We start from the raw sequence: 26,478 nt of genomic DNA on the forward strand, positions 1-26,478 counted from the left end.
TGCTATTATTTCGCATTTTTTTCGTTTGTCTAACCGTCAATTTCGTATTATAATATTGTAATAAAGTAAACATAAAGGAGGATGCTTATGTGCCAAGCCCCAGATTGGTCTATTGGTGACCGCTATCTGCGTGAAAACGTTCCAGAGCTCGCCCCGTTAGTTACACGTTATTCGCCATGTCCGTTAAAGCCTAAATCTAAAGAGGTTTATTTCACTATATTACTGACCGGTATAATTTCACAACAGCTACCGCCAAATGTCAGCCAGGAGCTGATGAAAAAGCTGGAAGCCCTTACAGGCAATCCTATTACACCGCAGGCAGTGCTGGCAACCCCGATTGAAGCACTGCTCAATATCGGTCTCGTACAGCAAAAGGTAGATTATCTGCGCAGCTTTGCTGAAGCTGTTATTAACGGCAGCGTTAATTTTGACAAGTTTGACGATATGACTGACAGTCAGATTACCAAGCAGCTGATGCAGATTCGCGGCCTCGGCCAATGGACCATAGAAATGTTTCTGCTGCTGGCCCTGTGCCGCACAGACGTTGTTCCCAGTGCCGACTTTATCTTCAAAAAAGAACTGCAGAAAATGCTTAATCTTAGCGAAATCCCCAAGCGCGGCAAAATCAACACGCTCACCGAAACATGGCGCCCTTGGCGCTCGCTCGCAGTGTGGTATATCTGGCAAAAAGCCAACGATACCCCAAAAAAATAACGTCCAAAGCAAAACAAAACCGTCCTTCCCTGCCTGCATCCGCAGGCAACGGGAAAAGACGGTTTTCTTATTCTCCGAACACTATTTACTGTTCACTAATCACTATTCACTAATGACTAGGCACTAATCACTGAATACTATTTCAAACTTGCAATAGCAGCAGCGGTATCCTCAGCGCCGTAAACATAAGAGCCTGCTACCAATACGTTGGCACCGGCAGCCTTCACCAGCTTAGAGGTTTCGGCATTTACGCCACCGTCAACCTGAATATCCACGTTCAGGCCACGCTCGGTAATCATCGCATGCAGGCGCTCAATCTTCGGCACTACGCCTTCAATAAAGCTTTGGCCGCCAAAGCCGGGGTTTACGGTCATCAGCAGTACCATGTCAACGTAAGGCAGAATTTCTTCTACCGTACTCAGGCTGGTAGCGGGATTCAGTGCAACGCCGGCCTTCATGCCCTCAGCCTTAATCTGCTGGATGCAGCGGTGCAGATGCTTGGTGGTTTCTACATGCACAACAATTTGGTCAGCACCGGCAGACTTGAAATCGGCAATGTATTTTTCCGGATTTTCTACCATCAGATGGCAGTCAAAGAACAGCTTGGTTACCTTACGGATTTTTTTCACTACAGGAGCGCCAAAGGTCAGGTTAGGCACAAACTGGCCGTCCATTACATCGATGTGCACCCAGTCAGCACCGGCAGCTTCAATTTTTTTGATTTCATCCGCCAGATAAGCAAAATCAGCAGACAAAATTGATGGAGCAACTTTAATCATCATTTTCTTCCCTCTTTCTCTTGCAGTAGTTTTACCTCTGCTAACATTGTCAAATATGATTCATAACGGCTGGCAGAAATTTTTCCTGCCGCCACAGCATCCTTTACGCCACAGACAGGCTCGTGCGTATGCGTGCAGGGACAGAACCTGCAGCCTGCCTCATAATCGGCAAACTCGCGGAAGGAGGCCAGCACCATCTCGGCGTTCAAGCCCTCCAGCAGCAGGTTGCCGAAGCCCGGCGTATCCGCAATATAGCCTTCATCAAACGGCAGCAGCTGGGCATAGCGTGTAGTATGCTTACCGCGGCCGATTTTTTCGCTTACCTCGCCCGTGCGCAGGTCTACACTGCTGTCGATAGCGTTGATTGTCGACGATTTGCCTACGCCCGAAGGTCCGCCAAAGGCGCAGATTTTACCACGCAGTCGCTCTCGCAAAGCCTCCACGCCAGTGCCGTTCTGTGCCGATAAGGTATAGACCTCGTAGCCGATAGGCTCATAAACTGCCCTCACCTGCTCAATCAGGCCCGCAGGAGCATTATCCTCCTTGTTGAGCACTAAGATTGCCGGGATTTTTGCCAGCTCTGTCAGCGCCAGCAGCTTATCTGCCAGCAGAAAGCTGAAATCCGGCGCAGCGCAGGCAAAGGCTGCCACAAACAAATCCAGATTAGCCAGCGTAGGCCGCGGCAGAAAATTTCTGCGCGGCAGCACGCCGGTAATCATCCCCTCGCGCTTTTCGCTGCTGCTTACCTCAAAGCCGGCGATATCACCAGTCGCCAACGAAAAACGGTTTTTCTTCATTTTTCCCTTTACCTTACAGGTATAGGGCTCGCTTTCATCTTCTACCTTCAGGTAATAATAGCCATTATAATTTTTCAGGACTCTGCCCTGCAGCTCTGCCATGCTTACAGATTCCTTTCAGAAATAAGCTTGCCGTCGCAGAAGAACTGCACTCTAGCATTGCCTGCGTATTCTACCTTCTGACGCAGACGCACGCTGCCATTTTGTGTACCACTGTACAGCGTTGCTGTGCCATTATCATCAATCAGCACAATACGCACATTAGCAGGCTTACCGCTCGGCACGACAAAGTCAACATAGGCGCTCTTCTTATCGCCACCGGCAGCCACAGTAATCGCTACAGCAGCGCCATCGTTAAGGTTACTGCCTACACCCGGGTTGCAGGCCAGAACAACATTTTTCTTGGCGCTGCCATCCTGAACCTTTTTGATTTCGCCCAGCTTCAGGCCTGCCTGCTCCAGCATGCCCTTGGCTTCGTCAACAGATTTACCGATAATATTCGGTACTGCCTTATCGCCTTCGTTAATCACAAGATCAATACCTGTTCCCTTAGGAGCCTTATCCAGGCCCTTGGGTGACTGGCTGAGAACGGCGCCGATTTTCTCACCGTCCACGTGCTTGCGCGTCACCTTGCCGACCTTAAAGCCTGCATCCGCCAGCTGCTGCTCCGCCTTCGACAGCGACATGCCTGTTACATCAGGCACAGCCTTCAGCTCCGCACCCTTACAAATGGTCAGGATAATAAGACTACCCTGCTTACGTTTTTCACCGGCCTTCGGAGACTGCTCCATAACCGTACCGGGCTTAAACTTGTCAGGATCGCCGTATTTTTCCTCCAGCTCTACCTTAAACTGCTTTTCCTCCAGCAGCTTCTGTGCTTCTACTACCGTCATATTGGTAACATTAGGCACCTCAATCTCCGCCAGATTACGGTTGAAGATAAAGTGTGCTACCAGCGAAATTGCTACTACCGCAGCAGTAATCATTATTATCAGTTTGGTATAATTAAGCTTTTTCTTTGCCACTTGTTTCTCATCCCCTGCTTTTTCGGAAGGCATTGCTTCGTGCTTCTCCTGAATTGTATCCGGCTCCTGTACCACAGGCGGAGTTGCCTGCTTCGGAGGCAGCTCACTGCGCACCGGCTTCATAATCACAGTAGCGCCGTCATCACTGTTATCAACAACATTGCCGTTAGGCTTCACAGCGCCCAGCTCCTGATGATAGTCCTCGCTGCTGAATGGGAACAGCTTCATCTTTAGGTTCATCAGGTCGCGTCTGAGCTGACCGGCGTTGGCATATCTGTCCTCACAACGCTTCGCCAGCGCCTTGTTCATAATCTCCTGCATGCCCTCAGGAACGTTTTCCATGTAATCCTTGAGCTGCGGCACTGGTTTTTCTACATGCATCATTGCAACAGAAACAGCCGTTGTACCAACGTAGGGAACCTCACCCGTAAGCATTTCAAAAAGCACAATGCCCAGAGAATAAACATCACTGCTGGCAGTAATCTTACCACCACAGGCCTGTTCCGGTGAAATATAATGCACTGAACCCATCACCGATTTGGAATAAACCATTGTCTGGTTCGTGACCATTTTGGCAATACCGAAATCAGCAATTTTCGGATTCATATTTTTATCAATGAGAATATTCTGCGGCTTGATATCACAGTGGATAATATTATGGCTATGTGCATGCTGCAGTGCATCTGCAAGGCGCACAGCAATTTCCAGCACAGTGTTCAGGCTCAGCTTATGCTCCTGCATATACTCCTTAAGAGTCACACCGTCAACATATTCCATAACTATATACTGATTGCTGCCTTCCGACACAACATCATAAATGTTGATGATGTAAGGATGCACCAGACGGGCTGCAGATTTTGCTTCTCTGCGGAACTGCTCCAACAGCTCGTTATCCTCCAGAAACTGGTCGCGCAGCATTTTTACAGCCACATTACGGTCCAAAAGCTGGTCGTGGGCCAAAAAGACTTCGGCCATACCGCCATAGCCAATCGGACGAATAATCTCATAGCGTCCGTTCAAGATGGTCTTGCCATTTTTATCCATTACAGCTTTCCTCCTCCTGCGTAGTTAAGTCAAGCAGAATCAGGGACACGTTATCCCGTCCGCCATTGTCCAGGCTTTGCTCCAGCAGCTTATCTGCCGCCTGCTCCAAATCACTGCAGCCTATGAGCTGACTGATTTCAGCAGCACGCAGCATATCTGACAGGCCATCACTGCACAGCAGCAGTCTGTCACCGTCCTGCAGGCTGAAGCTGAAGAAGTCGGCCTTCACTGTTTCCTCTACACCCAGGGCTTGCAGCAAAATATGGCGCTGCGGATGTACAAAGGCTTCCTCCTCCGTAATTTTTCCCTGCTCCAGCAAATCGGCTACCAGAGTATGGTCATGTGTCAGCTGCTCCAGCTGGCCGTCGCGGAACAGATACAGTCTGCTGTCGCCTACATGGCAGCAGTAGCCGTGCCCATCCCCCGGCAGATAAAGCGCCGTCATCGTTGTTCCCATACCGGAATAGCTTTCATTGCTTACTGCCATTTTAAAGACATGTGTATTGGCCTTATCAAAGGCCTCCAGCATAACCTTACGGATATTCTGTTCCTCCTGCTCATGGCGCAGGCTGTGTGTTGCAGCCTCAAAGGCTTTGATAGTAGACCTGCTGGCGATTTCACCTGCCGCATAGCCACCCATACCGTCGGCAACGGCAAAAAGATACGGCTCGCGTACCAGTAGCGCATCTTCATTATTTTCTCTGACCAAGCCCACATGGGTTCTGCTGATTGCCTGCATTATTTTTGCTCCTGTTCTTTGGCAAATTTGGCCCGCAGCTGACCGCAGGCTGCATCAATATCCTTGCCCATCTCCTTACGAACGGTAGCGTTAATCCTGTTTTTCTGCAGGATGCGCAAAAAGCGTTCTACTGCCGCCTTGGACGGACGCTCAAAGCCCTGCTCCGGTACCGGGTTAGCCGGTATCAGATTAACAGATGCCTGCTTATAGCGCAGGTAATTGCTTAAAAGCTCCGCGTCCTGCGGACTGTCATTTTTCCCCTTCAAAAGAATATATTCATAAGTTATCTGCCTGCCGCTGGCTTTACTGTAGCTTTCGGCAGCAGTCAGCACATCTACAAAGGGATAACCTTTGTTGACAGGCATCAGTGCTGTACGCAGCTCGTTTTTGACTGCATGCAGCGAAATTGCCAGATTAATCGGCTTGCCCTGCTCCTCCAGACGCTTAATGCCCGGAATGATGCCGCAGGTGGAAAGCGTCATATTGCGGTAGCTCATGTTGCAGGTGTCCTCGCGATGCAGAAAATCTAGCGCCTGCAAAACGCTGTCAAAGTTCAGCATCGGCTCACCGCTGCCCATAACCACCACTCTGCTCACCATCGCGCCCTGCTCACGCAGGCGCTCGTTGAACAGGTAAACCTGCGCTACGATTTCTGCCGCCGTCAGGTTACGTACAGCGCCCTTCAGACCGCTGGCACAAAAGGCGCAGTGCATATCGCAGCCGACCTGGCTGGAAACACACACGCTGTAGCCGTAATCATGGTGCATCAGAACCGTTTCTACCGAATTGCCATCCGGCAAGCCCAAAAGCAGCTTGCTCGTCATGCCGTCAGAGGAATTCTGCTCACGCAAAATTTCCAAGCTGTGCGGCAGCACAGTGAACTTTTCCTGCAGTACGGCAATATCGGCCTTGCTCAGGTTGTGCATCGCTGCAAAATCAAAGACCGACTTTTGGTACAGCCATTGAAACACCTGCTTGGCACGGAACTTTTTCAGTCCTGCTGCCACAAATAAATCTTGTAATTCTTCTATTGGTAAAGCAAAAATATCTTGCATTCTCTTACCTCTATTTGTCCTGCTTTTTCATCAGCTTACAGATATAAAAGCCGTCGATGCCGTCATTCTGCGGCAGCAGCTGCAGCTCCTGTACCTGCTCACCCGTCAGCGGATGCGTAAATTCCACGCGCTGCCATTCAGGATGCTGCGTTAAAAACTCTTCCACCAGGTAATGGTTTTCGCTCTGCTCAATCGTGCAGGTGCTGTAAACCATGGTACCGCCATCCTTCACGTATTGTGCGGCATTCTTTAAAATTGCCAGCTGCAGCGGCGGGAACAGCTTCAGATCCTTGCGCTGCTTGCGCCAGCGTGCTTCCGCACGGCGGCGCAGCACACCCAGACCGGAGCAGGGTGCGTCAACCAAAACTCTGTCAAACGCGCCCAGCCATTCGCTGCGCAGTTGTAGAGCATCGTTCTGCAGCGCTTTGACGCTCTTCATACCCAGACGGGCAGCGTTTTCGGCAATCAGCTCCAGCTTGTGCTCATGGATGTCGCAGGCGATAACCTCGCCCTTATCCTGCATAAGCTGTGCTACATGCGTTGCCTTGCCGCCGGGAGCGCTGCACATATCCAGCACGCGCATTCCGGGCTGCGGCGCCAGCACCGGCGCTACCAGCATAGAGCTTTCGTCCTGAATATAAAAATGCTGTGGCAGTGCTGCCAAAAGTGTATGCAGCGACGGCAGATGCTCTGCCACAATGCCGTAGGGACTCCATGCGGAAGCACGCACCTGCGCACCCATTTCCGTCAAATCCGCCAAAAGCTTGTCGCGTGTAGTCACCAGCGTATTGACACGCAGGCACACCGGCGCAGCTGTATTGTCAAACGCCAGCAGGCGTTCGGTACCGCCACGGCCCCACGGTCCCAGCCAGCGCTTCACCAGCCAACGCGGATGGTAATACTGCAGCGACAGATAATCGGCATCCTGCTTTTCGGCATCAGGCAGGACGAAAGCGCCTGCCTCCTGCTTACGCAGCAGACCGCGCAGAACGCCGTTTACAAACTTGGCGCTGCCTTCATGGCTCACCGAGCGTGCCAGCTTCACCGCCTCGTTTACTGCCGCAGACGCAGGAATGCGCGTCATATACAGCAGCTGGTAGGTGCTGATGCGCAGTATCGCCAGAATATCACCGGCCACCTTATCCAACGGACGGCTGACGCACTGCGCCAGATACCAGTCAAGCGTACCGCTGGCCTTTACCGTGCCGTATACCAGCTCCGTTGCCAGCCTTCTGTCAAGGTCGCTCAGTCTGCTGCCGCGCAGATACTGGTTCAGCGCGATATTCGTATAAGCGCCGTCCTCCAGCACCATACGCACCAAAAGCGCCGCTGCTCCGCGGGCACTCTCAGGATAATTTGCTTTTTGTTCCTTCCGCATGCTTTGTTTCTTCCTCATCATCTTCCATAAATGCTAAAATTGCTGCTTCCAGCTTATTGATATCTACCCGTGTATTAAAGCAGGGACCAAAGGGTCGCTCGTTCAAAACGCCCAGCACCGGCAACGGAAATACATCCTGAATGCCACTGGTCAGGTCACGCTCGCAGGCCACGGCCACAATAGCCTTCGGCCGTGCCTGCTTCACCATCTGCCTTGCCAGCGTACCACCGGTGGCCACAGCAAAATGGCAACCGTACTTGTGCGCCAGCCCCAGCATAGCACCTACGCTGCAACGTCCGCACTGACGGCAGTTCTCTACGTTACGGGTTATCTTATGTACGCAGGTATCAAGCTGGATACAATGCGGTGTTAAAATCATAATTCGGTTGGCAGGCACCTTCACCTTATGCTGCAGCACCAGATTGTTGCTGACCTCGATAAAGGACTGCTCAATGCGGTCACGGGGAATGTTGAACAAGCGTCCCAGTACTACCGCAAAGGGGAAGAGAATATTAATCGCCTTCCACGCCCAAAAATACAAAATCTTAAGCACCGGTATTCCCAACAGCGCCATGACGATTCCCAGCACGCCGCTGAGCATCGCCAGCACAATAAGTACGCCGAAAAAGCCGAAAATTATCGGCAGAAAGCGGCTGATTTCATAAAGCCCCGGAAAGGTTACCTTCCAGACCACATAAAACATCAACGCACCTAACACGGCGCTGATGGAGGTCAGGGCCATAAATATACGTTTTTTGGGCTTAAATACACTATCTTCGTTCATTAAAAGATTACTCCTTCAATTTACAGCCTGCTTCAGGCAAGCAGGTCGCCCTCCTGTACGCCGCGGCCGTTCAGGAAAACCTGCGCCGGCATACGTTTTTTGGATTCGGGCTGTACCTCGGTGATTTCCAGTACGCCCTCACCGCAAGCAACAAAGAAGCTGTGCTTGCCAGTTTCGATAACGGTACCGGCAGCAGCAGCAGCGCTGTTTTTGTCAGTCATTTTGCTGCCCCATATTTTAAGGCTCTTGCCGTTCGGCAGCTTGGTAAAGGTGCTGGGTGCAGGATTAAAGCCACGAATGAGGTTGTGTACCTCCTGCGCCGTTTTGCTCCAGTCAATATGCTCCATGCTGCGGTCGAGAAGTGTTGCATAGGTAGCCTGCTCGTTATCCTGCGGCTCTGCCACGGCAGTACCTGCAGCAATTTTGTCGATAACCTGCAGCAGCAGTGCTGCACCCTGCTCACGCAGAGCATCATGCAGCTCGCCCATCGTAGTATTTTCAGCAATAGGCACTACTACCTTATCCAGCATTGCGCCGGTATCCATGCCGATATCCATCTGCATAATCGTTACGCCCGATTCCTTTTCGCCCTTGATGATGGCGTACTGAATCGGCGCCGCACCGCGATACTTCGGCAGCAGCGAAGCGTGTACGTTAATGCAGCCATATTTCGGCAGCTCCAGAATTTCCTTGCTCAAGAACTGACCGAAGGCAGCTACTACAATCAACTCCGGCTGCAGCTCGTGCAGCAGCTCAACAAATTCCGGGGTTTTTACCTTTTGCGGCTGGTAAACAGTCAGGCCCTGCGCCAGCGCATATTCCTTAACAGGTGTCTGCAGCAGCTTGTTGCCGCGTCCCTTCGGACGGTCCGGCTGAGTTACTACTGCCAGAATTTCATGCTTGCCGCTTTCGCACAGCGCCTGCAGGCTGCCGACTGCGAAATCCGGTGTTCCCATAAATACTATACGCATTTGTTTTCCTCCGTATATCTTTCTATCTTTCTTTCGTATCCCGCTCAGGATTTATCTTACAGCATCCTCGGGATTTTCCTTCTGCTTAGGCGAAATGGTTTTAGCCTTGTCGATGAAAAGAATACCGTCCAGATGATCCAGCTCATGCTGAATGCAGATAGCCAAAAGGCCGCTTGCAGAAAGCAGCATGCGTTGACCGGTCTTGTCGGTGAATTCGCATTCCACATATTCAGAGCGCTCTACCTCGCCCTCATAATCAGGCACGGAAAGACAGCCCTCGCTGCCCATAACCTTGCCCTCACGCTTAACGATTTCAGGGTTAATCAGCTCGTACAAGCCTTCGCCTACGTCAATAACTACTACGCGCTTGCTTACACCCACCTGCGGTGCTGCCAGGCCTACGCCGTCAGCCGCATACATCGTTTCTGCCATATCACGCAGCAGACGCTGCAATTTTTTATCTATACGCTCTACCGGTTGAGCCACCTCTCGCAGCACCGGCGCGCCGGCAATCACTATTTTTAACTTAGCCATTTTTGTTCCTCCTTGTAGCTATTCCAATAGTTCATTATAACACATTACTACAGAAAAAAACAAATTCTCTGTGCAGGCTTCCTCATATATTTATGCCCAAACAGCAAAAGCCTTCTGCATAAGGCGGATTTCCCGTCAGAAGCAGAAGGCTCTTAAGCTTTTTTGTTATTTATTTTTTATAATTGTTTTTATCTACCATACGGATACCGGTATTTACCAGCTTCTGTGCAGGCTTGCTGCCATCTTTTGCTGCAGCAGCGGCAGCCATCACAGCCTCGTAACCCATTTTGTACTGATTCTGTACGGCAACGGCGATACTATAGTTCTTGTCCTCCAAGCCCAGTAAAGTTTTTTTACCAAGGTCAAAGCCGGTAACGGCAATATCCTTGCGGCCTGCAGCCATTACAGCATCAACGGTTGCATTGGTGGAACCGTTGTTGCAGGCGATAATGCCCTTAACATTATGAGTGTTTTTAATTTTTTCGGCAACCAGCTTAGCAGCGCCTGCGTCATCACCGTAGTTAATAATATAATCATGTTCTATTTTCCAGCTTGCAGGAGCAAATTTACCCCAGTTTGCCATAACGCTGTTCAGACGGTCGGCAATCGTAGTGCTGGCCAAAGTGCTGACATGCACCAGAACTGTTGCTTCCTCGGATTCCTTCACACCGTTAGCCTTCATCTGCTCTACCATCTGCTGGCAAACCTCGGCACCGGCCTCCAGGTTGTTGGTGAGGAAAGCTGCATCGTAATCATTGCTGCTCAATGCGGTATCAACCAAAAATACAGGCAGCTTCTGCTCGCGCAGAGTTTTCGCACTTGCCGTCATATTGGAGCTGTCCGCCGGAGCAAGTATTACTGCGTCCGCTTTTTTGCCCGGAAGCTCTTTGACCATATCGCGCTGCAGCTCCCAGTCGCCGTCTTTCATAACGCCGCCGACATAAACGTTAACGTCAGCCTTAGCTGCTCCGTCTTTAATGCCGCGGATAACCTCTTCCCAGTAGTTACCCTTCATAACCTTAAGTACGGCATAAACGTTTTTGCGTCCTTCCTTGATTTCCGTCACAGGCTCAAAATCCTGCTTAGTTTTGGCGTTCATAACCTTTTGTGTCACCGCGCCCTGCTGCGCGTCATTGCCGCCGCAGCCTGCAACACCTACAAGCAGTAAAGCCGAGAATAAAACTGCTAATAATTTCTTCATACTCATACTATCAACCTCCGCTTATTTACATGAGCATCATTTCAAAGTTTGCTCATATGTTGTTAATAGTATTATAACACCTTCATACGAAAAAGCAAGCAATTTGCAATCTTTGTTTGTTTTGATTCAAACTCAATATCCACGTAAATATTAAAGAGCATAGGGCTCAGCAAGCATTATATTTATCACAAACCACGGCTGTTTTTCTGCGTTCAAATCAAAGCTAAATATTATTTTTGTCCTCTTTCACTTCACAATAGCTTGCTCCAGATAAAGATAACTTTACAAAAGCCTCTTTCTTCTACCCAAAATTTGTGCTATAATCTTTTATTAAGCAAGCAAAAACTGACAACAGTACAGCCCGCTTTATGATAATTTAGGGAGGATTTTTACATATGCTTAACCAGGTTTCTTTATTCACCGAAAACAACGAGGGTGGTTTGTTCAAAATCACTACCATTCTTGCTAAAGCCAACATCAATATTTACACCATGCTGGCCAACGACAGTGCGGAATTCGGCATTGTGCGCCTGATTGTAGACAAGGCAGAAACTGCTATCGATGTGCTGAAGGCAGAAGGCTACCAATGCCGTCAGGACAAGGTTATTGCCGTAGAGATGAACGATACTCCGGGTTATCTGGACGGAATTCTTTCCGCTATCCACGGTGCCAACATTGATATTTCCTACCTGTACATTTCCTTTAACCGCGACAATGTTAAGCCGGTAGTAGTTTTCAAAACCAACGAGCCGGAAACTGCCACCTTCCTCATCGGTCGTGGCTACAAGCTGCTGGAAACATTTTAATAGCTGAGAAAATTTAGAGGCCGCCCGCTGAAGCAGGCGGTCTTTTTGCATGCAAAAAGCTGCCGCAGCCTTCGCTGCAGCAGCTCATACTTATCAGTTTACAATTCTTCCGCCAGGTCAAGCAGCAATCTTTCCGTTTTTTCCCAACCCAGGCAGGGGTCGGTAATAGATTTGCCGTAAACGCCGTCATGCACGCCCTGAGCACCGTCCTCGATATAGCTTTCAATCATCAGGCCCTTGACGATTCTGTTGATGTCCGCGTTCAGCTTACGGGAATGCACGATATCCTTGGCGATGCGGATTTGCTCCAGATATTTTTTGCCGGAGTTGGCGTGGTTGGTATCCACAATAATTGCCGGATTCTGCAGCTGCCGTTCTGCGTACATATCAATAACGATTTTCAGCACCTCATAATGGTAGTTGGGGAAGCTGTTGCCGATGGGGTCAACATAACCGCGCAAAATAGAATGCGCCAGCGGATTGCCCTTAGTGCGTACCTCCCAGCCACGGAACAAAAATTCCTGCTCATGCTGCGCCGCCGCCACACTGTTGAGCATAACGGACAAATCGCCGCTGGTAGGATTCTTCATGCCAACGGGAATGCCTACGCCGCTGGCAATCATACGGTGGAGCTGGTCCTCGCTGGAGCGTGCGCCGACTGCGGCATAGCTCAGCAAATCGGACAGATAGCGGAAAACCTCAGGATAGAGAATTTCCTCCGCACCGGTCAGACCGGTTTCTTCTACCACGCGCACGTTCATTTTGCGGATAGCGATAATACCGCCCAGCATATCCTCTTCACCCTCGGGAGAAGGCTGGTGCAGCATACCCTTATAGCCTACGCCGATAGTACGCGGCTTGTTGGTGTACAGACGCGGTACGATAAAAATTTTGTCCTGCACCTTTTCCTGCAGCTTGGCCAGACGATAAACATAGTCCAGCACAGCGTCCTCGTTATCGCTGGAGCAGGGACCGATAACCAGCAAAAAGCGGTCATCCTTGCCTGTAAAAATATTCTTTATAGCCTCGTCACGCTGCAGCTTCAGCAGCTTAGAAGCCTTACTTACCGGATAATCCTCCATTAAGGCCTGCGGTGAAGGCAGCACCTTGATAAATTCCATCTGCATGCTCATAAACAATTACTCCCATTAATCAATTTGCTGACACCGGCAGATTTTTTGCAACATTCTACCGGTATTAGCAGTGTTAAATCTTCTATATTGTAACACAAACTCTGTTTTTATACAATCATTTACCACGTTAAATTACACTTACAGGATCAACATTAAAGTAAAGATTAGGCTTTTCCTTGAATTCACTGTTCAACAATGCTTCCTTAGTTTCCTTCAGGTCCTGCGCCTTCAGCAGCACATTGAAGCGGTACAAATCATAGGCCTTTGCCACCAATGATGGGAACGGCCCCGAAATCAGCAAATCCTCCAGCTTGCCCTGCAGCTTCAGGCTCTGCAGATAAAAGACTACCTGCTGCGCCAGCGCCAGGCCTGCGCCCTCATCCTTGTCCACCACCTGCAGCTTAAGCATCTGGGCAAACGGCGGATAAAAATAGTTCTGACGCTCCTGCAGCTCGCGCTTGGCAAAAGTGTCGTAATCCTGCGTCACTGCCAGCTGCAGAATCGGGTTATCCGGATCATAGGTCTGGAAGATTACATGTCCCGGCCTGTCACCGCGTCCCGCACGCCCCGCTGCCTGCGTCAGCAGCGAAAAGGCGCGCTCCGACGCTCTGTAATCCGGCAGATGCAGCGTACTGTCCGCCGCCAGCACGCCTACCAGCGTTACGTTGGGAATATCGTGTCCCTTCGCTACCATTTGGGTGCCAATCAAAACGTTGGCCGCACCATCGGCAAAGCGCCGCAAAATATCGGCATGCGCAAACTTCGCCACAGTCGAATCCTGATCCATGCGCAGCACGCGCACCTCCGGCAGCTGCTGCAGCTGCTCTTCGGCCTTCTGCGTACCGCTGCCGAAATATTTGATGCGGCGGCTGTGGCAGTTCGGGCACTCCTGTGGCAGCGGCATTGTGTTACCGCAATAATGGCAACGCAAATCCTCGTTCTTCTTGTGGTAAACCATCGCCACAGCGCAATGCGGACAGGTAATCGTCTGGCCGCAGTCACGGCACATTACAAAGGTAGAATAACCACGGCGGTTCAAGAGGACGATTGCCTGCTCCCCCGCCGCCGCCGTCATCACCAGCGCCTGCTGCAACGCACGCGACAGCACACTGAAATTGCGTGCCTCAAGCTCCTTACGCATATCCACGATTTCAACCTTAGGCAAAGCAGCGCCGTTCGGACGGGACGTAAGATGCAAATGCGTACATTCGCCCTGCAGCGCCTTGTAATACGTACACAAATCCGGCGTAGCACTGCCAAGCACCAAAGCTGCGCCGGTCAGGCGGCAGCGGGTGCGGGCAACATCACGCGCAATGTAATGTGGACGGTGATCCTCCTCCTTGTAGCTTCCCTCGTGTTCCTCGTCGACAATCACCAGGCCCAGCTTTTCAAACGGAGCGAACACGGCACTGCGCACACCAATCAGCACTCTTGCCTTGCCTGTACGCATGCGGTACCACACGTCGCCTCTTTCGTTCTGCGACAGCTTACTGTGCGCCACGGCAATCTCACTGCCGAACCACGCCTGAAAGCGCTTCACCAGCTGCGCTGTGAGCGCAATTTCCGGTACCAGCATCAGTACCTGCCAGCCTGCATCCACAGCATGAGCCGCTGCACGCAGGTAAACCTCTGTCTTGCCGCTGCCCGTAATACCCTGCAGCAAGAAAGACTGCGAGCGCTGTGCATCTATCGCCTGATTAATCTTTACTGCGGCATCCTGCTGCTCCGCCGTCAGCTGCAGGCTTTCGCCACGCTCCTGCTCTGTATTATAGCTATTGCGCAGCACACGCTTCTGCACTGCTTCCGCCAAACCGTTCTGTGCTAATGCACGCGCCACCGCGGCGCTCACACCCTGCTGCACCAGCTCGCTTACACTCAGCGCTCCTGCTGCCTGCGCCAGTACGCCCAACGCAGCATGCTGCCCTTTAGCGCGTTTAGACAGTGTTCCTTCAGCCAGCGCCTGTCTGCCTGCGGCATTGATACGATAAGCCAACACAGTTTTTTCCTGCAAGCGCTCATTATAAACATAATAAAGCAAACGTCCCTGCGCGTCACGCACAGCACGCCGCTTAATGCTCGATTTCCCTGGCACAAAAAGGCGCATCGCCTCTGCCAGCGAACACATATAATAATCTGCCATCCATTTGGCAGTAGCCAGCATTTCCTTATCAAACCAGGGAGTATCGCCCAAGGCTGCCTCTACAGGCTTCAGCTTACTTCTAAGCACTTCATCACTAGGCAATGGCACACGTTCCACCACAAAGCCTTCCACCTTCTGCCCACTGAAGGGAACGACAACACGCCAGCCGCTGTCAATAAACTGCAGCGCTTCCGGCACACTGTAGGTAAACTGACGGAATAGATTTTTCACCGGTAAATTTATCGCAACATTAACAGCAAACATGGTCAACCTCCTGCAAACATACTTGTAGTTTATTATAGCATAAATTATGAAGAAGATAAATTGTCAAAGCTACCATATGAGCAAGTCCAGAGGAAGCAAAACGCTGCCTACAAGCAAACAACAGCGCCCCGATTGCCATCGGGACGCTGCCGAAAATTATATATATACTTATCTTGCAACAGACAGCTGCTGCTGCATCAGCGGAATCATTTCCTCTATAGTTTCGTATGCCAGCTCATGATTTACATACTGCGGCTGAACACACTGCAGAATCTGCTTTGCTGCCGTTGTAGTAAACGGCTTATGCAGGTCAATCGCCGCAATATGACGCCAAATAGCTTCCGCACTTGAATTAGCCGGCACCTTGCGCTCAAAGCTGCGCAGATACTTACCGGAAAGCGAGCAGGAAAGATGCACGCCCTTAATCAGTTCAGCATAAGGACCGAGCTTGTCCACAGTGCGGCAGACAAAATCCGCTGCCTCCGCCTCCGTGCGTAGACGCGGATTCGTATTCATCAAGTGACCGGTATCCAGCATAATGCCGACGTTTTTGCGCTCAATACGCTCAAAGAAAAACTTCACCTTGCGCGCATCCGTCAGGCGCAGACCGGGCCACCACAAATTTTCAAACAGCACCGTAACGTTGGCAGGAATCTCATCCGCCACAGCATTAAAAACATCTGCCGAAGCAGCCAATACCTCGCGGTCATCGTAACGGAAATCAAAGGTAAAGATTGTTTCGGTATCAGCCTCCGCCACATGCCACACCAGATATTCCGGCTTCTGCGAAATCGCAGCACAGATATTACGGCGGATAACAGCCAGCCATTCATCACAGCTCATAGCTGCCTTAAAATACGTCTGACGTTCATGGATGCTACGGAATTGCTGCTGCAGACGCTTAGCCTTTCGCAGCCAGAAATCCATCCAGTACGGCCAATAATTCAAATGTGCGCCAAAGGTTAAATCCTTATAATCGGGGAATGCTCCAGGCTCCCTGTAAACAAACTGTTCAATACCGTCAACACCCAGCTGCTGTACTAAATCAGCCAAGGTCATTCCTTTGCGCTTCAGCTCATCTTCATACCAATCAATAGGACAATAATTAATTAGATGCTTCGTCATTTCTCACCCTTCTTTGCTTCATACTGCACGCTCTTAGCGTTTGCTCTAACTGTGCTACCGGCAAATAGCTTGAAACTCTTTTTTCACAAAAAAACTGCGGCGACAACGCTGCAGTCTTAATATAGCTCACGCAAGCAGCACTAGTCGAATACTAAAGATGGTTTTACCATCCTTCCTTTCACCTGTACATCGCAAGCTCGCGGAAAAACTTTTGAGCACAGGCACTCTGACTAAGTTCATCGCCAGACAGCATCTCGTGAAGATATGCGCTGCCAAGCTCACATTACAGTTGCGGTACAGTACCAGATTCACACTGGTTTCCCTTCTGCTCAAAGCATATTAAGTTTTTATTGTCTTGCTTTCTTTATCTATTGAAAGCTGTGTAATAGTAATCTCTACTATTTACAGTATAATTAGTATATCATCAATAAAAAATTTTGGCAAGAGAGATATGAAAAATTTTCCGTATCTATACTGCAGAATAATAAACTCCCGAAAGTACGATGCTTTCAGGAGTTTAGGTTTAAATATATGCCATGACGCAGACGAGACTTTAGCGACAGTTTTAATAAAACAGGCTGGCGATAAAGCTTTGGATGCTAAATGGCGGCGACGACGGCGTACATACTCGTACTCCTAGGAGCCGCCATGACGCAGACGAAGTTTTAGCGACAGACTGTAATAGGAACGAGGGCGGGAAGCCCATTACTACACGCAAACTCATCCGCCTGCACGCGGAACACGTCCGCCAACAGCTTGGACGTAACAATTTCCTTAGGCTCACCGCTGACTACTAAGCGTCCTGCCTTGATAACGGCAACATAATCAGCGTACTGAATAGCATGGTTCAAATCATGGATAACCATAACAACCGTCAATCCCAGCTCCCTATTGAGCTTATCAAGCAGCTGCATAACCTCCAGCTGGTGACAGATATCAAGATAGGTCGTAGGCTCATCGAGCAGCAGCACCTGCGGTCTTTGTGCCAACGCCATCGCTATCCAGGCGCGCTGACGCTCGCCGCCGCTCAGCGTGTGCAGAAGGCGGTGGCTCATCGACGTCATATTGGTCTGCTCCAAGGCCCAGGCTACATGCTGTGCATCGTCCTTATCACCGCGGCCTAAAAAGCTGCGATGCGGAAAGCGTCCCATTTCAACCAAATCCTGCACCGTCAAATCGGTAGGCGCAACAGGTGACTGCGTCAAAATCGCCAGGCAGCGGGCAAACTCGCGGTGCGACAGGCTGTGGATATCCTTGCCCAGGAAGCTGATGCTGCCCTTGGCACATGGAAGAATGCGGGCAATCGCCTTCAGTGTTGTACTTTTACCGCAACCGTTGGGACCGATGATAGCAGTAATCTTGCCCTCAGGAATTGCCAGCGACAAATCATGGATGATTGTTTTTTTGTTAATTGCTATATCAATATGCGTTGCCTCTAAAACAGCTTTAAAGGGCGCTGCATTATTTTGTGTCATCAGATTTCCCTCCTTAACAGGAATAAGAAGAAGGGCGCGCCCAAAAAGGCCATAATAATACCAACAGGCAGTTCAATCGGCGCAAAAATTACACGCGCAAAGGTATCACTGAGCGTAACAATGGCAATGCCCAAAAGTGCGGAAGCAGGCAGCAGAAAGCGGTAGTCGCTGCCTATCAATAGTCGCGCCGCATGTGGCACAACAAGGCCGACAAAGCCCAGCAGGCCGACAACGCTGACAGCGCTGGCTGCGAGCAGAGCCGCAATAGCCGTAAGAATAATGCGTGTCACCTCAACATTGACGCCAAGCCCGCGCGCCATCTCATCACCCAGCTGCAGGATGTTCAGATAAGCGGCGCTGGCAAGCGCCAGAATCAGACCGATAACAGCATACGGCAGAATAATATTTACATGTGGCCAGCTGCGGGCAGCAAGACCGCCTACCATCCACATCAAAGCGCCATGCACTCTATCACTGTAGAAAATCATCAGACCGCTGATACCTGCGCTCAAAAAGGCAGATACAGCAACACCGGCCAGAATAATACGCACCGGCTTAATGCCGTTTTTCCATGCCAGAATATAAATGCAGACGGCAGCCAGCATCGCACCGATGAAGGCAACCGGCGTAATCAGGTATTCCATCGCCGGGAATAAAATCATAATCACAACACCAGCCAGACCGGCGCCGGAGCTGATGCCGATAATATGCGGATCCGCCAGCGGATTACGCATAATCGCCTGCAGAATAGCACCGGAAAGAGACAGGTTGATGCCAACCAAGGCACCAACGATAGTGCGCGGCATGCGGATGTTCCAGATAATCTGACTGCGCGGATCATCACCGGGATTAAGCAGAATATCGGTAATCTCCTTGATGCTTATAATACTGGAGCCTTTTGTTAAGCTCAAAAAGCTGCCCAGCACTGCTAAAAACAGGAACAACAAAAGAATAGCAATACGCCATTTGGTACGGCCGATGCCAAAATGCTCCGTCTGTTCTACAGACTGCTTATTTTCCATTAGTAAAGACCTCCGGATAAACCTGCTGTGCCATAAACTTTACAGCCTCCGGATAGCGCAGGCCGGGGTTAATCAAGAACAGTTTTTCCGGCAACACATAGACTCTGCCTGCTTTTACAGCCGGCAGACTGTTCCATGCGGGGTTATTTTTAAAGTCGGTACGCAGACGGTTTTCAATTTCCTCAGGCTTGCCCATAGAGGTAATGAAGATAATTTCCGGGTTCTGCTCAACCAGTGTTTCCATGCTGTAAGGAGTTTTATTGGATTTTCCCTTGAGCGCAGCAGCTGCAACGTTTTCAAAGCCCAGGATATCACTTACACAGCCGGCAATGCTGTGCGAGCCTTCTACCGTAACGGAGCTGGCGGTTGCATGCATAATAACAACACGCTTCTTTTCTTTTGGCAGCTTACTGGTAACAGCGGCAACCTGTTTATCCAGCAGCTCATTTTCCTTTTGTGCCTTATCCTGTGTACCATAAATATCACCCAGAGTTTTGATTGCACCCTTTACATCCTCAAAGGTTTGGGTATCAAACTCCACAACGTTGATTTTATTGGATTGCAGCATCGGAATAAACTTATCATGCTGATTTTTGCTGGCCAGAACCAGATCAGGCTTCAGGCCGACAAGTGCTTCCATATTAATATTGTAGACCATGCCTACCTCCGGCACAGACTTCATAGATTCAGGAATCTTGCCTACCTTAGAGCTGGCGCGACCGACTACAGTACCGCCGACAGCCTCAATCATACTCAAATAAGAAGGACTTAGGCTTACAACTCTTTCAGGCTTTTTGGCAAGCGAAACCTGTCTGCCGGCAGCATCGGTAAGCTGCAGATAGGCCTTGTCACCGCCTGTCTGCGTTCCTACACCGCCGCAACCGGCAGCAACCAGCATAGCCGCACATAATAGACCACAAGCAATTTTTTTCAAGAACATGTTAATCACCTCATACTCAACTTACATTGCCCAAGCCCCAAGCTTTGGCAATATATATAACTCTCTGATAAAAAAAGCTTAATAATATCGCCCTCATAATAGCACAAATCAGAAGTGTAGTCAATGAAAGTTGCTAAGAAGCGCTCATAATAGTATAATAAAATAATAAGCTTGTTATAACAAAGGAGTAAAAATATTATGGAAATCAATGCAATGATTAACCGCATAAATGCATTAGCCAAAAAGAAGAAAACATCCGGTCTTACCCCGGAGGAGCTGGCAGAGCAAAAGGAGCTGTACAAGGAATATCTGGCCAACATCCGCAGCCAGCTGAAGGCTCAGCTCGATAACATCGAGGTAGTAGACGAGCTACCGGACAAAAAACAGTTGCACTGATGGCTGCTATCCTGTCGCCATCCATGGTGGCCTACGAGGACGATTTTCTGCTGATTATCGACAAGCCTGCAGGCATGCTGGTACACCCCACCGTCAGCGAGCGAGGTACAACGCTCTACGATTATGTAAAGGCATATTATGAAGCCAACGGCATTGATGCCGGTATTCATCCCGTGTCGCGTCTGGACCGCAACACCTCCGGCCTCGTTATTTTTGCCAAGGAGCCTGTTGTACAGCACTGGCTGAGCCAGCAGCAGGTTGAAAAGGAATATCTGGCGCTGGCCTGCGGACGCTTTGAAAACAGCGAAGGTATTATCGAAGCGCCCATCGCCCGCAAGGAAGGCAGTATTATCGAACGCTGCGTTGACTACACGCGCGGCAAATACGCCAAAACAGCCTATGAGGTTTTAGCGTCTTACAGCAATCATACGTTGCTCAAGGTTCGTCTTTTCACCGGACGCACGCATCAAATACGCGTCCATCTTGCTTCCATCGGCCATCCGCTCGTAAACGACAATCTTTACGGCACTCCCGGCCCGCAGGCGCGCCATGCGCTGCATGCCTACCGCCTCGCCTTCAAGCATCCCGTAAGCGATGTGTTTTTAGAAGTTACCCGCGCTTTGCCGGAGGATTTACAGAAACTTCTGTACTAAATAAGCAGACCATGATATAATTAGTGTATACTAATGTAAAGACAGAGTAGCTGTAATGCTACCCTGAATAAGGAGGAATAGACAAATGCCCTTAGTTACATCTACTGAAATGTTCAAAAAAGCTTACGAAGGCCACTATGCTGTTGGTGCCTTCAACGTCAACAACATGGAAATCATCCAAGGTATCGTTGCTGCAGCACAACAGGAAAAATCCCCGCTGATTCTGCAGGTAAGTGCCGGCGCTCGCAAATACGCTAACCACATCTACCTGATGAAGCTGGTTGAAGCAGCAATCGAAGACACCGGTCTGCCTATCTGCCTGCATCTGGACCACGGCGAAGATTTTGACATCTGCAAAGCCTGCGTCGACGGCGGCTTCACCTCCGTTATGATTGACGGCAGCAAGCATCCTTTTGAAGAAAATATCGAAATGACTCGTCGTGTTGTTGAATATGCACACGAAAGAGGCGTTGTAGTTGAGGCAGAGCTTGGCCGACTGGCAGGCGTTGAAGACGCTGTTAAGGTTAACACCAAGGACGCTACCTACACCGATCCCGATCAGGCTGTAGAATTCGTTGAACGCACCGGCTGCGACAGCTTGGCTATCGCTATCGGCACCAGTCACGGCGCTTACAAATTCAAAGGCAAACCGGAACTGGACTTCGCACGTCTGGAAAAAATCACCAACTTGCTGCCCGGTTATCCGCTGGTTCTGCACGGTGCTTCCACCGTTATCCCGTCCTTTGTTGAAGAATGCAACAAGTACGGCGGCAAGCTGGACGGCGCTCAAGGCGTACCTGAAGACATGCTGCTGCAAGCCGGCAAATTCGGTGTTTGCAAAATCAACATCGATACCGACCTGCGTCTGGCAATGACCGCTTCCATCCGTAAGCACCTGGTAGAAAACCCCGGCGACTTCGATCCTCGCCAATACCTGAAACCCGCACGTCAGGCTATCCAGGACATGGTAGCTCACAAAATGCGTGACGTACTCAACAGCAGCAACAGACTGTAAGCTATAACTATTTAAAAATTAAAATGCACCATTCCCTACTGTCAAGGAATGGTGCATTTTTTATTTATGCAAAGCGTATATCATTTTTTCTTACAAATCCTTCAGGATATCATCCATGTACTTATGCAGCTTTTCCAGCTTCTTGCGTACCATAACCGCCTTATCCGGGGTACGCGCCACAATCTGTTCGATTTTGCTGCGCTGCAGCAGATAATCGTGTTCCATGCCACGCATGTAAGCACGCAGGTCGATAGCAGCAGGCTCAACCTGAACCATTTCGGATTCATGCATCTGCCACTCAGTACCATGGATTTCGGCGCAGTCACCGAAATGTGGGATATAGGTTGCCGTGCCCAGATTGCGTCCCAAAGAATCTGCCAGCTCCATAGCTGCATCAAGCTCGCCATGCGTAACGAAAAAGGCCTTGGGCACCTCTTTCATGCTGCTGTACCAAGCTAACAGCTGCTGCTTATCCGCATGGGCAGAAAAGCCCTTCATATTATAAATTTTGGCGTTGACTCTGATATCCTCGCCCATAATCTTGATACGCTTAATGCCTTCTATCAGCCTGCGTCCGATAGTTCCCTCCGCCTGATAGCCGGCAAACACTATGCTGCTGTCCTCACGCCACAGATTATGCTTCAGATGATGCAGAATACGTCCGGCATCAGCCATACCGCTGGCCGAAATAACAATCTTGCTGCCCGGAATTTCATTAATCGCCATAGATTCCTGCACCGTAGCAGTGAAGCGCAGATTATGCATAGACACCAGCCTGCGTCCCTGCATTGCGTAAAGCGCCCGCGCTTCCTCATCGTATTCCTCGGGGTTCGTCATAGTAATCTGCGTAGCTCTGTTGGCCATAGGACTATCTACATAAATAGGAATCTCCGGAATTTTGCCTTCCGCCTGCAGCTTTTGGAAATAGTACAGCAGTACCTGCGTACGCCCCACGGCAAACGCAGGAATGATAACGTTACCGCCACGCTCGACAGTATCGTTGATAATATTCGCCAGTTCGCCCTCTTTATCATAGGCTTCATGAATGCGGTTGCCATAGGTAGATTCCGTAATAATAAAATCCGCACCGCCTGCTGCCGCCGGGTCTTCAATAATCGGCTGATTCGGCTGACCAATATCGCCCGTAAAAATCAAGCGCGTCTTTTTGTCGCTTTCGTTAACAGACATTTCTACAAAAGCAGAGCCCAGAATGTGTCCTGCAACGCGGAAGGTTACGGTAACGCCGGGAACAACATTGAACGCTTCGCCAAAGCTGCGCAGCTTGAACAAATGCAAGGCGCGGGAAGCATCATCAACTGTAAACAGCGGCTCAACAATCTTTTTGCCGGCACGCATACCTTTGCGGTTGGCGTATTCCGCCTCACCCTCCTGAATGTGCGCACTGTCCGGCAACAGAATCGAGCAGAGCTCCTCCGTCGATTTAGTGCAATAGACGGGGCCGCGGAAGCCTTCCTTGACCAGCTTCGGCAACAAACCGCTGTGATCAACATGGGCGTGCGTCAATACAACAGCCTCAATCTCTCCCGGATGAAACAAAAATTCCTTTTCATTCAGCGCCTTAATCAGCTTGGAGCCTTGGAACATGCCGCAGTCTACCAAAAACTTATGTGCGCCGACCTCCAGCAGATAACAGGAACCTGTAACAGTGCGCGTTGCACCTAAAAAAGTTATTTTCATCGCAAAGCCTCCATTCTGCAAATAGTATTTTCAGTTATATTTTATAATTCTACAAAACGAAGGGAAAATCCTTTTTATTGGGGAAATTAGTGGGATGAAGAAAAAAGCAGACTCTGAGTTTTTACTCAAAATCTGCCTAATCAATTATGTAATTTTTACAAGGTCACTTTTTCCCTTTTATTCTTTCAAAGTATGGCTTGCACGCCTCATTAAATCGTTTTGCTTCTTCCCGTAACTCTCTATTTTCGTCCGGCGAGCCTCCGTCTAAACCTGTAGGAAAAGTATCTCGATATAGATCGTATTTTTCAAAAATCTCCATTCTTCTGCGAAAATGCTCTGCAACCAATTGTCTAGCCTCTGCATCCGCCAACTTAGCTACATGCGCAGCATATATAGCTTTTTGCCTAGCCCTATCCTCTTTTGTAATCACTCGATATTCTCCTATAATCATACTTATATTTTCCTAACCTAACATTAGGGAACACAATTTTCAAGGTTAACTTGAATAATACCATATTCTCCATCTTCACCTTCCGGATAAAATCGATATTGAACATATTCTTTCGCAACCTTATGTAAAATGATTTTTACCATCAAGCTTATTATCTTTTCTCTATAACAGACCTATAGCAATATTGCTGTTTAGTATATTTATAATTCTACAAAACGAAGGGAAAATCCTTTTTATTGGGGAAATTAGTGGGATTAAGAAAAAAGCAGACTCTGAGTTTTTACTCAAAATCTGCTTAGTCTATCATTAAATTTTAAATAAGCTATTCATTCTCTCTTCTAGGCATACTACTCTCAAGGTATTTTTTGATAATCTCTAATTGTTCTTCAACTGTTTTAGGTGAATCATCAAGGACGAATCCCTGAAAATCGTCCGTTCTATTGTCACCTGCAACTTGTTTTTCTTTTTCCATACTAAAAGACTCCTCTTTACAAAACCAAATATATATTCACCAAAATATTTGACACACTGCAACACACAGCGTTATAATACAATTATAGTATGTAAACATTTTTTCGTCCATAAGTGTGTAAAGAATAACAATATTACTTGTATAAAGTTCTATTGCAAAACTAGCACTCATACATAAGACGTTAGAAAGGATTTCAATAAGTGATTTTTATGAAATTTGATGTCTTAATAATTTTGTTTTATATATTCTTTTGTGGCCTTGGTGCTTGGATAGGTGCAGCTGTGGGTTTAAGTTTAACTGCTGTAATTTGCTTTACCTTGAACATTGCTGAAGCAAACACTGCTTTTATCGTTTGGCCATGTATATTGATTTTCGGTCTGCTAGGCTTGTTTATTGGTTTTGGACCAGCCTATGCAATCCATCTTATTTATCAATTTATATTTGACAATTTATTGCCAACGCTTTTTACTGTTGATTTTAACAAAACTAAGAAATAATACTCAACCAATTCCATATCATGGATATCTGCCCTATATTGTGCCCTCTCAATTACAATGATAAAAGAAAACAATAAACCTGTGACATTTTGTCACCAGTTGAAATTTCTACTCAAGCAGACGATAAAATCGTCTCTTACTTCTCAGAATCTATGATATAGTATAAGTAGTTAAAGGAGCTTCACTAATGACTAACATCGTTACTTTCAAAGATGAGCAATTAGAACTAGAAGTTAATATTTCACCTGAAGAAGATACCGTATGGTTAACACAATCGCAGATGGTTGATTTATTTTCTCGTGACCAATCTGTTATCGCAAGACACATTAGAAATATTTTTAAAGAAAGAGAATTAGACGAAAAAAGCAATATGCATTTTTTGCATATTACAAATTCCGACAAACCTGTAAAAATGTATTCTTTAGATGTCATTATCTCCGTTGGCTACCGTGTAAAATCTCCTCGTGGCGTTCTTTTCCGCAAGTGGGCAACCAATATCCTTAAGCAATATTTAACAGAAGGATTTGCAATTAATGAAAAACGGTTAGCTGTGTTGAATAAAACAGTACAAATACAGTCTAATATTATAGGTGGACTTGTTGGTATTGATGCAGAAGATGTTTTGAAAGTGGTTCATGAGTATTCACGTTCTTTAGAACTGCTTGATGCCTATGATCATCAATGCGTTGCTATACCTGAAGGTTCTAAATGCTCTTATCTGCTTAAGTATGGCGAATGCATGAAGCTTATAAAAAGTATGGAATTTAGCCAGACATCTGATGTGTTTGGCGTGGAAAAAGAACCCGGCAAATTAGAAGGTATTTTATCTGCTATCTATCAAAGTGCATTTGGTCAAGATGCATATCCATCACTAGAAGAAAAAGCAGCTAATCTGCTCTACTTCTTAGTAAAGGACCATCCATTTAATGATGGCTGCAAACGTATCGCAGCAGCTCTGTTCTTATATTTCCTAAACCAGAATAACGCGCTATATAACGATGGTAATAAAATTATCAGCGACAGTGCTCTTGTTGCCATCACCCTTATGATTGCAGAATCACGCCCAGAAGAAAAAGAAATTATGATTCAGGTTATTATAAATTTCCTGCATTGGTAAGATATAACGTATTCGTAATGCCAACGAAATACAAAAATCCCCCGGCGCTACCAACACCGAGCGCAGTGCGGAGCGTGTTACCAGCACGCAGCCGCTTTGTAATCCCTCAATTCATGGCAAGAACCTGCTCTACGTCTTTCATGATAACGGCAGCAACCTGCGCGACCAAGGTGTTTCCGTTGAAGATATCTGCGAGCTGTTAGGCCACAATGACGCAGAATTCACCAGGCGCACCTATGCGCTGCCTTTAGAA

26 protein-coding genes and 1 riboswitch are annotated in these 26,478 nt (G+C 48.6%); of the genes, 7 read left to right on the forward strand and 19 right to left on the reverse strand.

Annotation, left to right across the window (positions count from 1 at the left end):
* Positions 1-87: 87 nt before the first annotated feature.
* Complete coding sequence (locus Q0G26_RS04220) at positions 88-714, forward strand: hypothetical protein (protein ID WP_293828882.1); 627 nt, start codon at positions 88-90, stop codon at positions 712-714.
* A 137-nt stretch (positions 715-851) separates the two neighbouring features.
* Here Q0G26_RS04220 and rpe read toward each other — a convergent pair whose 3' ends face one another.
* The 10 genes from rpe to Q0G26_RS04270 all read right to left on the reverse strand — a co-directional run bounded on the left by rpe (position 852) and on the right by Q0G26_RS04270 (position 11,027).
* The gene (gene rpe / locus Q0G26_RS04225) at positions 852-1,493 is read right to left on the reverse strand and encodes a ribulose-phosphate 3-epimerase (protein ID WP_366517732.1); all 642 of its coding nucleotides are present in this window, start codon (positions 1,491-1,493) and stop codon (positions 852-854) included.
* On the reverse strand, positions 1,493-2,392 hold the full coding sequence (rsgA, locus tag Q0G26_RS04230) for a ribosome small subunit-dependent GTPase A (protein ID WP_293828884.1): 900 nt from the start codon (positions 2,390-2,392) through the stop codon (positions 1,493-1,495). Before rsgA ends, rpe begins: the two co-directional genes overlap by 1 nt.
* Positions 2,393-2,394: 2 nt before the next feature.
* On the reverse strand, positions 2,395-4,359 hold the full coding sequence (pknB, locus tag Q0G26_RS04235) for a Stk1 family PASTA domain-containing Ser/Thr kinase (RefSeq protein ID WP_293828885.1): 1,965 nt from the start codon (positions 4,357-4,359) through the stop codon (positions 2,395-2,397).
* Complete coding sequence (locus Q0G26_RS04240) at positions 4,352-5,098, reverse strand: Stp1/IreP family PP2C-type Ser/Thr phosphatase (protein ID WP_293828886.1); 747 nt, start codon at positions 5,096-5,098, stop codon at positions 4,352-4,354. Before Q0G26_RS04240 ends, pknB begins: the two co-directional genes overlap by 8 nt.
* On the reverse strand, positions 5,098-6,153 hold the full coding sequence (gene rlmN / locus Q0G26_RS04245) for a 23S rRNA (adenine(2503)-C(2))-methyltransferase RlmN (protein ID WP_276633476.1): 1,056 nt from the start codon (positions 6,151-6,153) through the stop codon (positions 5,098-5,100). The genes Q0G26_RS04240 and rlmN overlap by 1 nt, the downstream gene beginning before the upstream one ends.
* Positions 6,154-6,163: 10 nt before the next feature.
* Positions 6,164-7,531, reverse strand: a complete 1,368-nt coding sequence (gene rsmB, locus Q0G26_RS04250) for a 16S rRNA (cytosine(967)-C(5))-methyltransferase RsmB (RefSeq protein ID WP_293828887.1) — start codon at positions 7,529-7,531, stop codon at positions 6,164-6,166.
* The gene (locus Q0G26_RS04255) at positions 7,500-8,315 is read right to left on the reverse strand and encodes a DUF116 domain-containing protein (protein WP_210684574.1); all 816 of its coding nucleotides are present in this window, start codon (positions 8,313-8,315) and stop codon (positions 7,500-7,502) included. The genes rsmB and Q0G26_RS04255 overlap by 32 nt, the downstream gene beginning before the upstream one ends.
* A gap of 32 nt (positions 8,316-8,347) precedes the next feature.
* A complete protein-coding gene (gene fmt, locus Q0G26_RS04260; RefSeq protein ID WP_293828888.1) occupies positions 8,348-9,286 on the reverse strand; it encodes a methionyl-tRNA formyltransferase in 939 nt (312 codons plus the stop codon).
* A 51-nt stretch (positions 9,287-9,337) separates the two neighbouring features.
* Complete coding sequence (gene def, locus Q0G26_RS04265) at positions 9,338-9,820, reverse strand: peptide deformylase (RefSeq protein ID WP_293828889.1); 483 nt, start codon at positions 9,818-9,820, stop codon at positions 9,338-9,340.
* 169 nt (positions 9,821-9,989) lie between these two features.
* On the reverse strand, positions 9,990-11,027 hold the full coding sequence (locus Q0G26_RS04270) for a substrate-binding domain-containing protein (RefSeq protein WP_293828890.1): 1,038 nt from the start codon (positions 11,025-11,027) through the stop codon (positions 9,990-9,992).
* A gap of 389 nt (positions 11,028-11,416) precedes the next feature.
* Between Q0G26_RS04270 and Q0G26_RS04275 the strand changes: the two genes are divergently transcribed.
* The gene (locus tag Q0G26_RS04275) at positions 11,417-11,827 is read left to right on the forward strand and encodes an amino acid-binding protein (RefSeq protein ID WP_293812156.1); all 411 of its coding nucleotides are present in this window, start codon (positions 11,417-11,419) and stop codon (positions 11,825-11,827) included.
* Between the two features lie 98 nt (positions 11,828-11,925).
* On the opposite strand, the gene Q0G26_RS04280 is transcribed toward Q0G26_RS04275, so the two are convergent.
* The 6 genes from Q0G26_RS04280 to Q0G26_RS04305 all read right to left on the reverse strand — a co-directional run bounded on the left by Q0G26_RS04280 (position 11,926) and on the right by Q0G26_RS04305 (position 19,926).
* The gene (locus Q0G26_RS04280; RefSeq protein WP_009145209.1) at positions 11,926-12,960 is read right to left on the reverse strand and encodes a 3-deoxy-7-phosphoheptulonate synthase; all 1,035 of its coding nucleotides are present in this window, start codon (positions 12,958-12,960) and stop codon (positions 11,926-11,928) included.
* 127 nt (positions 12,961-13,087) lie between these two features.
* On the reverse strand, positions 13,088-15,364 hold the full coding sequence (gene priA / locus Q0G26_RS04285) for a primosomal protein N' (protein ID WP_293828891.1): 2,277 nt from the start codon (positions 15,362-15,364) through the stop codon (positions 13,088-13,090).
* A 168-nt stretch (positions 15,365-15,532) separates the two neighbouring features.
* On the reverse strand, positions 15,533-16,489 hold the full coding sequence (locus Q0G26_RS04290) for a TIM barrel protein (protein ID WP_293828892.1): 957 nt from the start codon (positions 16,487-16,489) through the stop codon (positions 15,533-15,535).
* 198 nt (positions 16,490-16,687) lie between these two features.
* Positions 16,688-16,846: riboswitch (cobalamin riboswitch) on the reverse strand.
* A 308-nt stretch (positions 16,847-17,154) separates the two neighbouring features.
* A complete protein-coding gene (locus tag Q0G26_RS04295) occupies positions 17,155-17,964 on the reverse strand; it encodes an ABC transporter ATP-binding protein (protein ID WP_293828893.1) in 810 nt (269 codons plus the stop codon).
* Positions 17,964-18,986, reverse strand: a complete 1,023-nt coding sequence (locus tag Q0G26_RS04300) for an iron ABC transporter permease (RefSeq protein ID WP_293828894.1) — start codon at positions 18,984-18,986, stop codon at positions 17,964-17,966. The genes Q0G26_RS04295 and Q0G26_RS04300 overlap by 1 nt, the downstream gene beginning before the upstream one ends.
* Positions 18,976-19,926 (reverse strand): ABC transporter substrate-binding protein, encoded by a 951-nt coding sequence (locus Q0G26_RS04305; RefSeq protein ID WP_293828895.1) that lies wholly within the window; start codon positions 19,924-19,926, stop codon positions 18,976-18,978. Before Q0G26_RS04305 ends, Q0G26_RS04300 begins: the two co-directional genes overlap by 11 nt.
* A gap of 198 nt (positions 19,927-20,124) precedes the next feature.
* On the opposite strand from Q0G26_RS04305, the gene Q0G26_RS04310 reads away from it, so the two are divergent.
* From Q0G26_RS04310 to fba, 3 genes are all read left to right on the forward strand, one after another.
* Positions 20,125-20,322, forward strand: a complete 198-nt coding sequence (locus tag Q0G26_RS04310) for a DUF896 domain-containing protein (RefSeq protein WP_021719681.1) — start codon at positions 20,125-20,127, stop codon at positions 20,320-20,322.
* Positions 20,322-20,975 (forward strand): RluA family pseudouridine synthase, encoded by a 654-nt coding sequence (locus Q0G26_RS04315; RefSeq protein WP_293828896.1) that lies wholly within the window; start codon positions 20,322-20,324, stop codon positions 20,973-20,975. The genes Q0G26_RS04310 and Q0G26_RS04315 overlap by 1 nt, the downstream gene beginning before the upstream one ends.
* 85 nt (positions 20,976-21,060) lie before the next feature.
* Positions 21,061-21,990, forward strand: coding sequence for a class II fructose-1,6-bisphosphate aldolase (gene fba, locus Q0G26_RS04320; RefSeq protein ID WP_021719683.1), 930 nt, complete (start codon positions 21,061-21,063; stop codon positions 21,988-21,990).
* Between the two features lie 90 nt (positions 21,991-22,080).
* Here the strand turns inward: fba and Q0G26_RS04325 are convergent, their stop codons facing one another.
* From Q0G26_RS04325 to Q0G26_RS04335, 3 genes are all read right to left on the reverse strand, one after another.
* Positions 22,081-23,688, reverse strand: coding sequence for an MBL fold metallo-hydrolase (locus tag Q0G26_RS04325; protein WP_293828897.1), 1,608 nt, complete (start codon positions 23,686-23,688; stop codon positions 22,081-22,083).
* Positions 23,689-23,851: 163 nt separating this feature from the next.
* Positions 23,852-24,139 (reverse strand): hypothetical protein, encoded by a 288-nt coding sequence (locus tag Q0G26_RS04330; RefSeq protein WP_293828898.1) that lies wholly within the window; start codon positions 24,137-24,139, stop codon positions 23,852-23,854.
* Between the two features lie 322 nt (positions 24,140-24,461).
* Positions 24,462-24,611, reverse strand: a complete 150-nt coding sequence (locus Q0G26_RS04335; protein WP_293828899.1) for a hypothetical protein — start codon at positions 24,609-24,611, stop codon at positions 24,462-24,464.
* Between the two features lie 209 nt (positions 24,612-24,820).
* Between Q0G26_RS04335 and Q0G26_RS04340 the strand changes: the two genes are divergently transcribed.
* Both Q0G26_RS04340 and Q0G26_RS04345 read left to right on the forward strand, forming a co-directional pair.
* The gene (locus tag Q0G26_RS04340) at positions 24,821-25,108 is read left to right on the forward strand and encodes a hypothetical protein (protein ID WP_293828900.1); all 288 of its coding nucleotides are present in this window, start codon (positions 24,821-24,823) and stop codon (positions 25,106-25,108) included.
* Between the two features lie 187 nt (positions 25,109-25,295).
* On the forward strand, positions 25,296-26,225 hold the full coding sequence (locus Q0G26_RS04345; protein ID WP_293828901.1) for a virulence protein RhuM/Fic/DOC family protein: 930 nt from the start codon (positions 25,296-25,298) through the stop codon (positions 26,223-26,225).
* The last annotated feature ends 253 nt before the right edge of the window (positions 26,226-26,478 follow it).

It is taken from the genome of uncultured Phascolarctobacterium sp., assembly GCF_934190775.1.
In the GTDB taxonomy this organism is placed as follows: Bacteria; Bacillota; Negativicutes; order Acidaminococcales; family Acidaminococcaceae; genus Phascolarctobacterium_A.

Excerpts from the sequence above, each read along its gene's own strand:
- Q0G26_RS04220 (WP_293828882.1), top strand. The coding sequence starts at position 88 with ATGTGCCAAGCCCCAGATTGGTCTATTGGTGACCGCTATCTGCGTGAA.
- rpe (WP_366517732.1), bottom strand. The coding sequence starts at position 1,493 with ATGATTAAAGTTGCTCCATCAATTTTGTCTGCTGATTTTGCTTATCTG.
- rsgA (WP_293828884.1), bottom strand. The coding sequence starts at position 2,392 with ATGGCAGAGCTGCAGGGCAGAGTCCTGAAAAATTATAATGGCTATTAT.
- pknB (WP_293828885.1), bottom strand. The coding sequence starts at position 4,359 with ATGGATAAAAATGGCAAGACCATCTTGAACGGACGCTATGAGATTATT.
- Q0G26_RS04240 (WP_293828886.1), bottom strand. The coding sequence starts at position 5,098 with ATGCAGGCAATCAGCAGAACCCATGTGGGCTTGGTCAGAGAAAATAAT.
- rlmN (WP_276633476.1), bottom strand. The coding sequence starts at position 6,153 with ATGCAAGATATTTTTGCTTTACCAATAGAAGAATTACAAGATTTATTT.
- rsmB (WP_293828887.1), bottom strand. The coding sequence starts at position 7,531 with ATGCGGAAGGAACAAAAAGCAAATTATCCTGAGAGTGCCCGCGGAGCA.
- Q0G26_RS04255 (WP_210684574.1), bottom strand. The coding sequence starts at position 8,315 with ATGAACGAAGATAGTGTATTTAAGCCCAAAAAACGTATATTTATGGCC.
- fmt (WP_293828888.1), bottom strand. The coding sequence starts at position 9,286 with ATGCGTATAGTATTTATGGGAACACCGGATTTCGCAGTCGGCAGCCTG.
- def (WP_293828889.1), bottom strand. The coding sequence starts at position 9,820 with ATGGCTAAGTTAAAAATAGTGATTGCCGGCGCGCCGGTGCTGCGAGAG.
- Q0G26_RS04270 (WP_293828890.1), bottom strand. The coding sequence starts at position 11,027 with ATGAGTATGAAGAAATTATTAGCAGTTTTATTCTCGGCTTTACTGCTT.
- Q0G26_RS04275 (WP_293812156.1), top strand. The coding sequence starts at position 11,417 with ATGCTTAACCAGGTTTCTTTATTCACCGAAAACAACGAGGGTGGTTTG.
- Q0G26_RS04280 (WP_009145209.1), bottom strand. The coding sequence starts at position 12,960 with ATGAGCATGCAGATGGAATTTATCAAGGTGCTGCCTTCACCGCAGGCC.
- priA (WP_293828891.1), bottom strand. The coding sequence starts at position 15,364 with ATGTTTGCTGTTAATGTTGCGATAAATTTACCGGTGAAAAATCTATTC.
- Q0G26_RS04290 (WP_293828892.1), bottom strand. The coding sequence starts at position 16,489 with ATGACGAAGCATCTAATTAATTATTGTCCTATTGATTGGTATGAAGAT.
- Q0G26_RS04295 (WP_293828893.1), bottom strand. The coding sequence starts at position 17,964 with ATGACACAAAATAATGCAGCGCCCTTTAAAGCTGTTTTAGAGGCAACG.
- Q0G26_RS04300 (WP_293828894.1), bottom strand. The coding sequence starts at position 18,986 with ATGGAAAATAAGCAGTCTGTAGAACAGACGGAGCATTTTGGCATCGGC.
- Q0G26_RS04305 (WP_293828895.1), bottom strand. The coding sequence starts at position 19,926 with ATGTTCTTGAAAAAAATTGCTTGTGGTCTATTATGTGCGGCTATGCTG.
- Q0G26_RS04310 (WP_021719681.1), top strand. The coding sequence starts at position 20,125 with ATGGAAATCAATGCAATGATTAACCGCATAAATGCATTAGCCAAAAAG.
- Q0G26_RS04315 (WP_293828896.1), top strand. The coding sequence starts at position 20,322 with ATGGCTGCTATCCTGTCGCCATCCATGGTGGCCTACGAGGACGATTTT.
- fba (WP_021719683.1), top strand. The coding sequence starts at position 21,061 with ATGCCCTTAGTTACATCTACTGAAATGTTCAAAAAAGCTTACGAAGGC.
- Q0G26_RS04325 (WP_293828897.1), bottom strand. The coding sequence starts at position 23,688 with ATGAAAATAACTTTTTTAGGTGCAACGCGCACTGTTACAGGTTCCTGT.
- Q0G26_RS04330 (WP_293828898.1), bottom strand. The coding sequence starts at position 24,139 with ATGATTATAGGAGAATATCGAGTGATTACAAAAGAGGATAGGGCTAGG.
- Q0G26_RS04335 (WP_293828899.1), bottom strand. The coding sequence starts at position 24,611 with ATGGAAAAAGAAAAACAAGTTGCAGGTGACAATAGAACGGACGATTTT.
- Q0G26_RS04340 (WP_293828900.1), top strand. The coding sequence starts at position 24,821 with ATGAAATTTGATGTCTTAATAATTTTGTTTTATATATTCTTTTGTGGC.
- Q0G26_RS04345 (WP_293828901.1), top strand. The coding sequence starts at position 25,296 with ATGACTAACATCGTTACTTTCAAAGATGAGCAATTAGAACTAGAAGTT.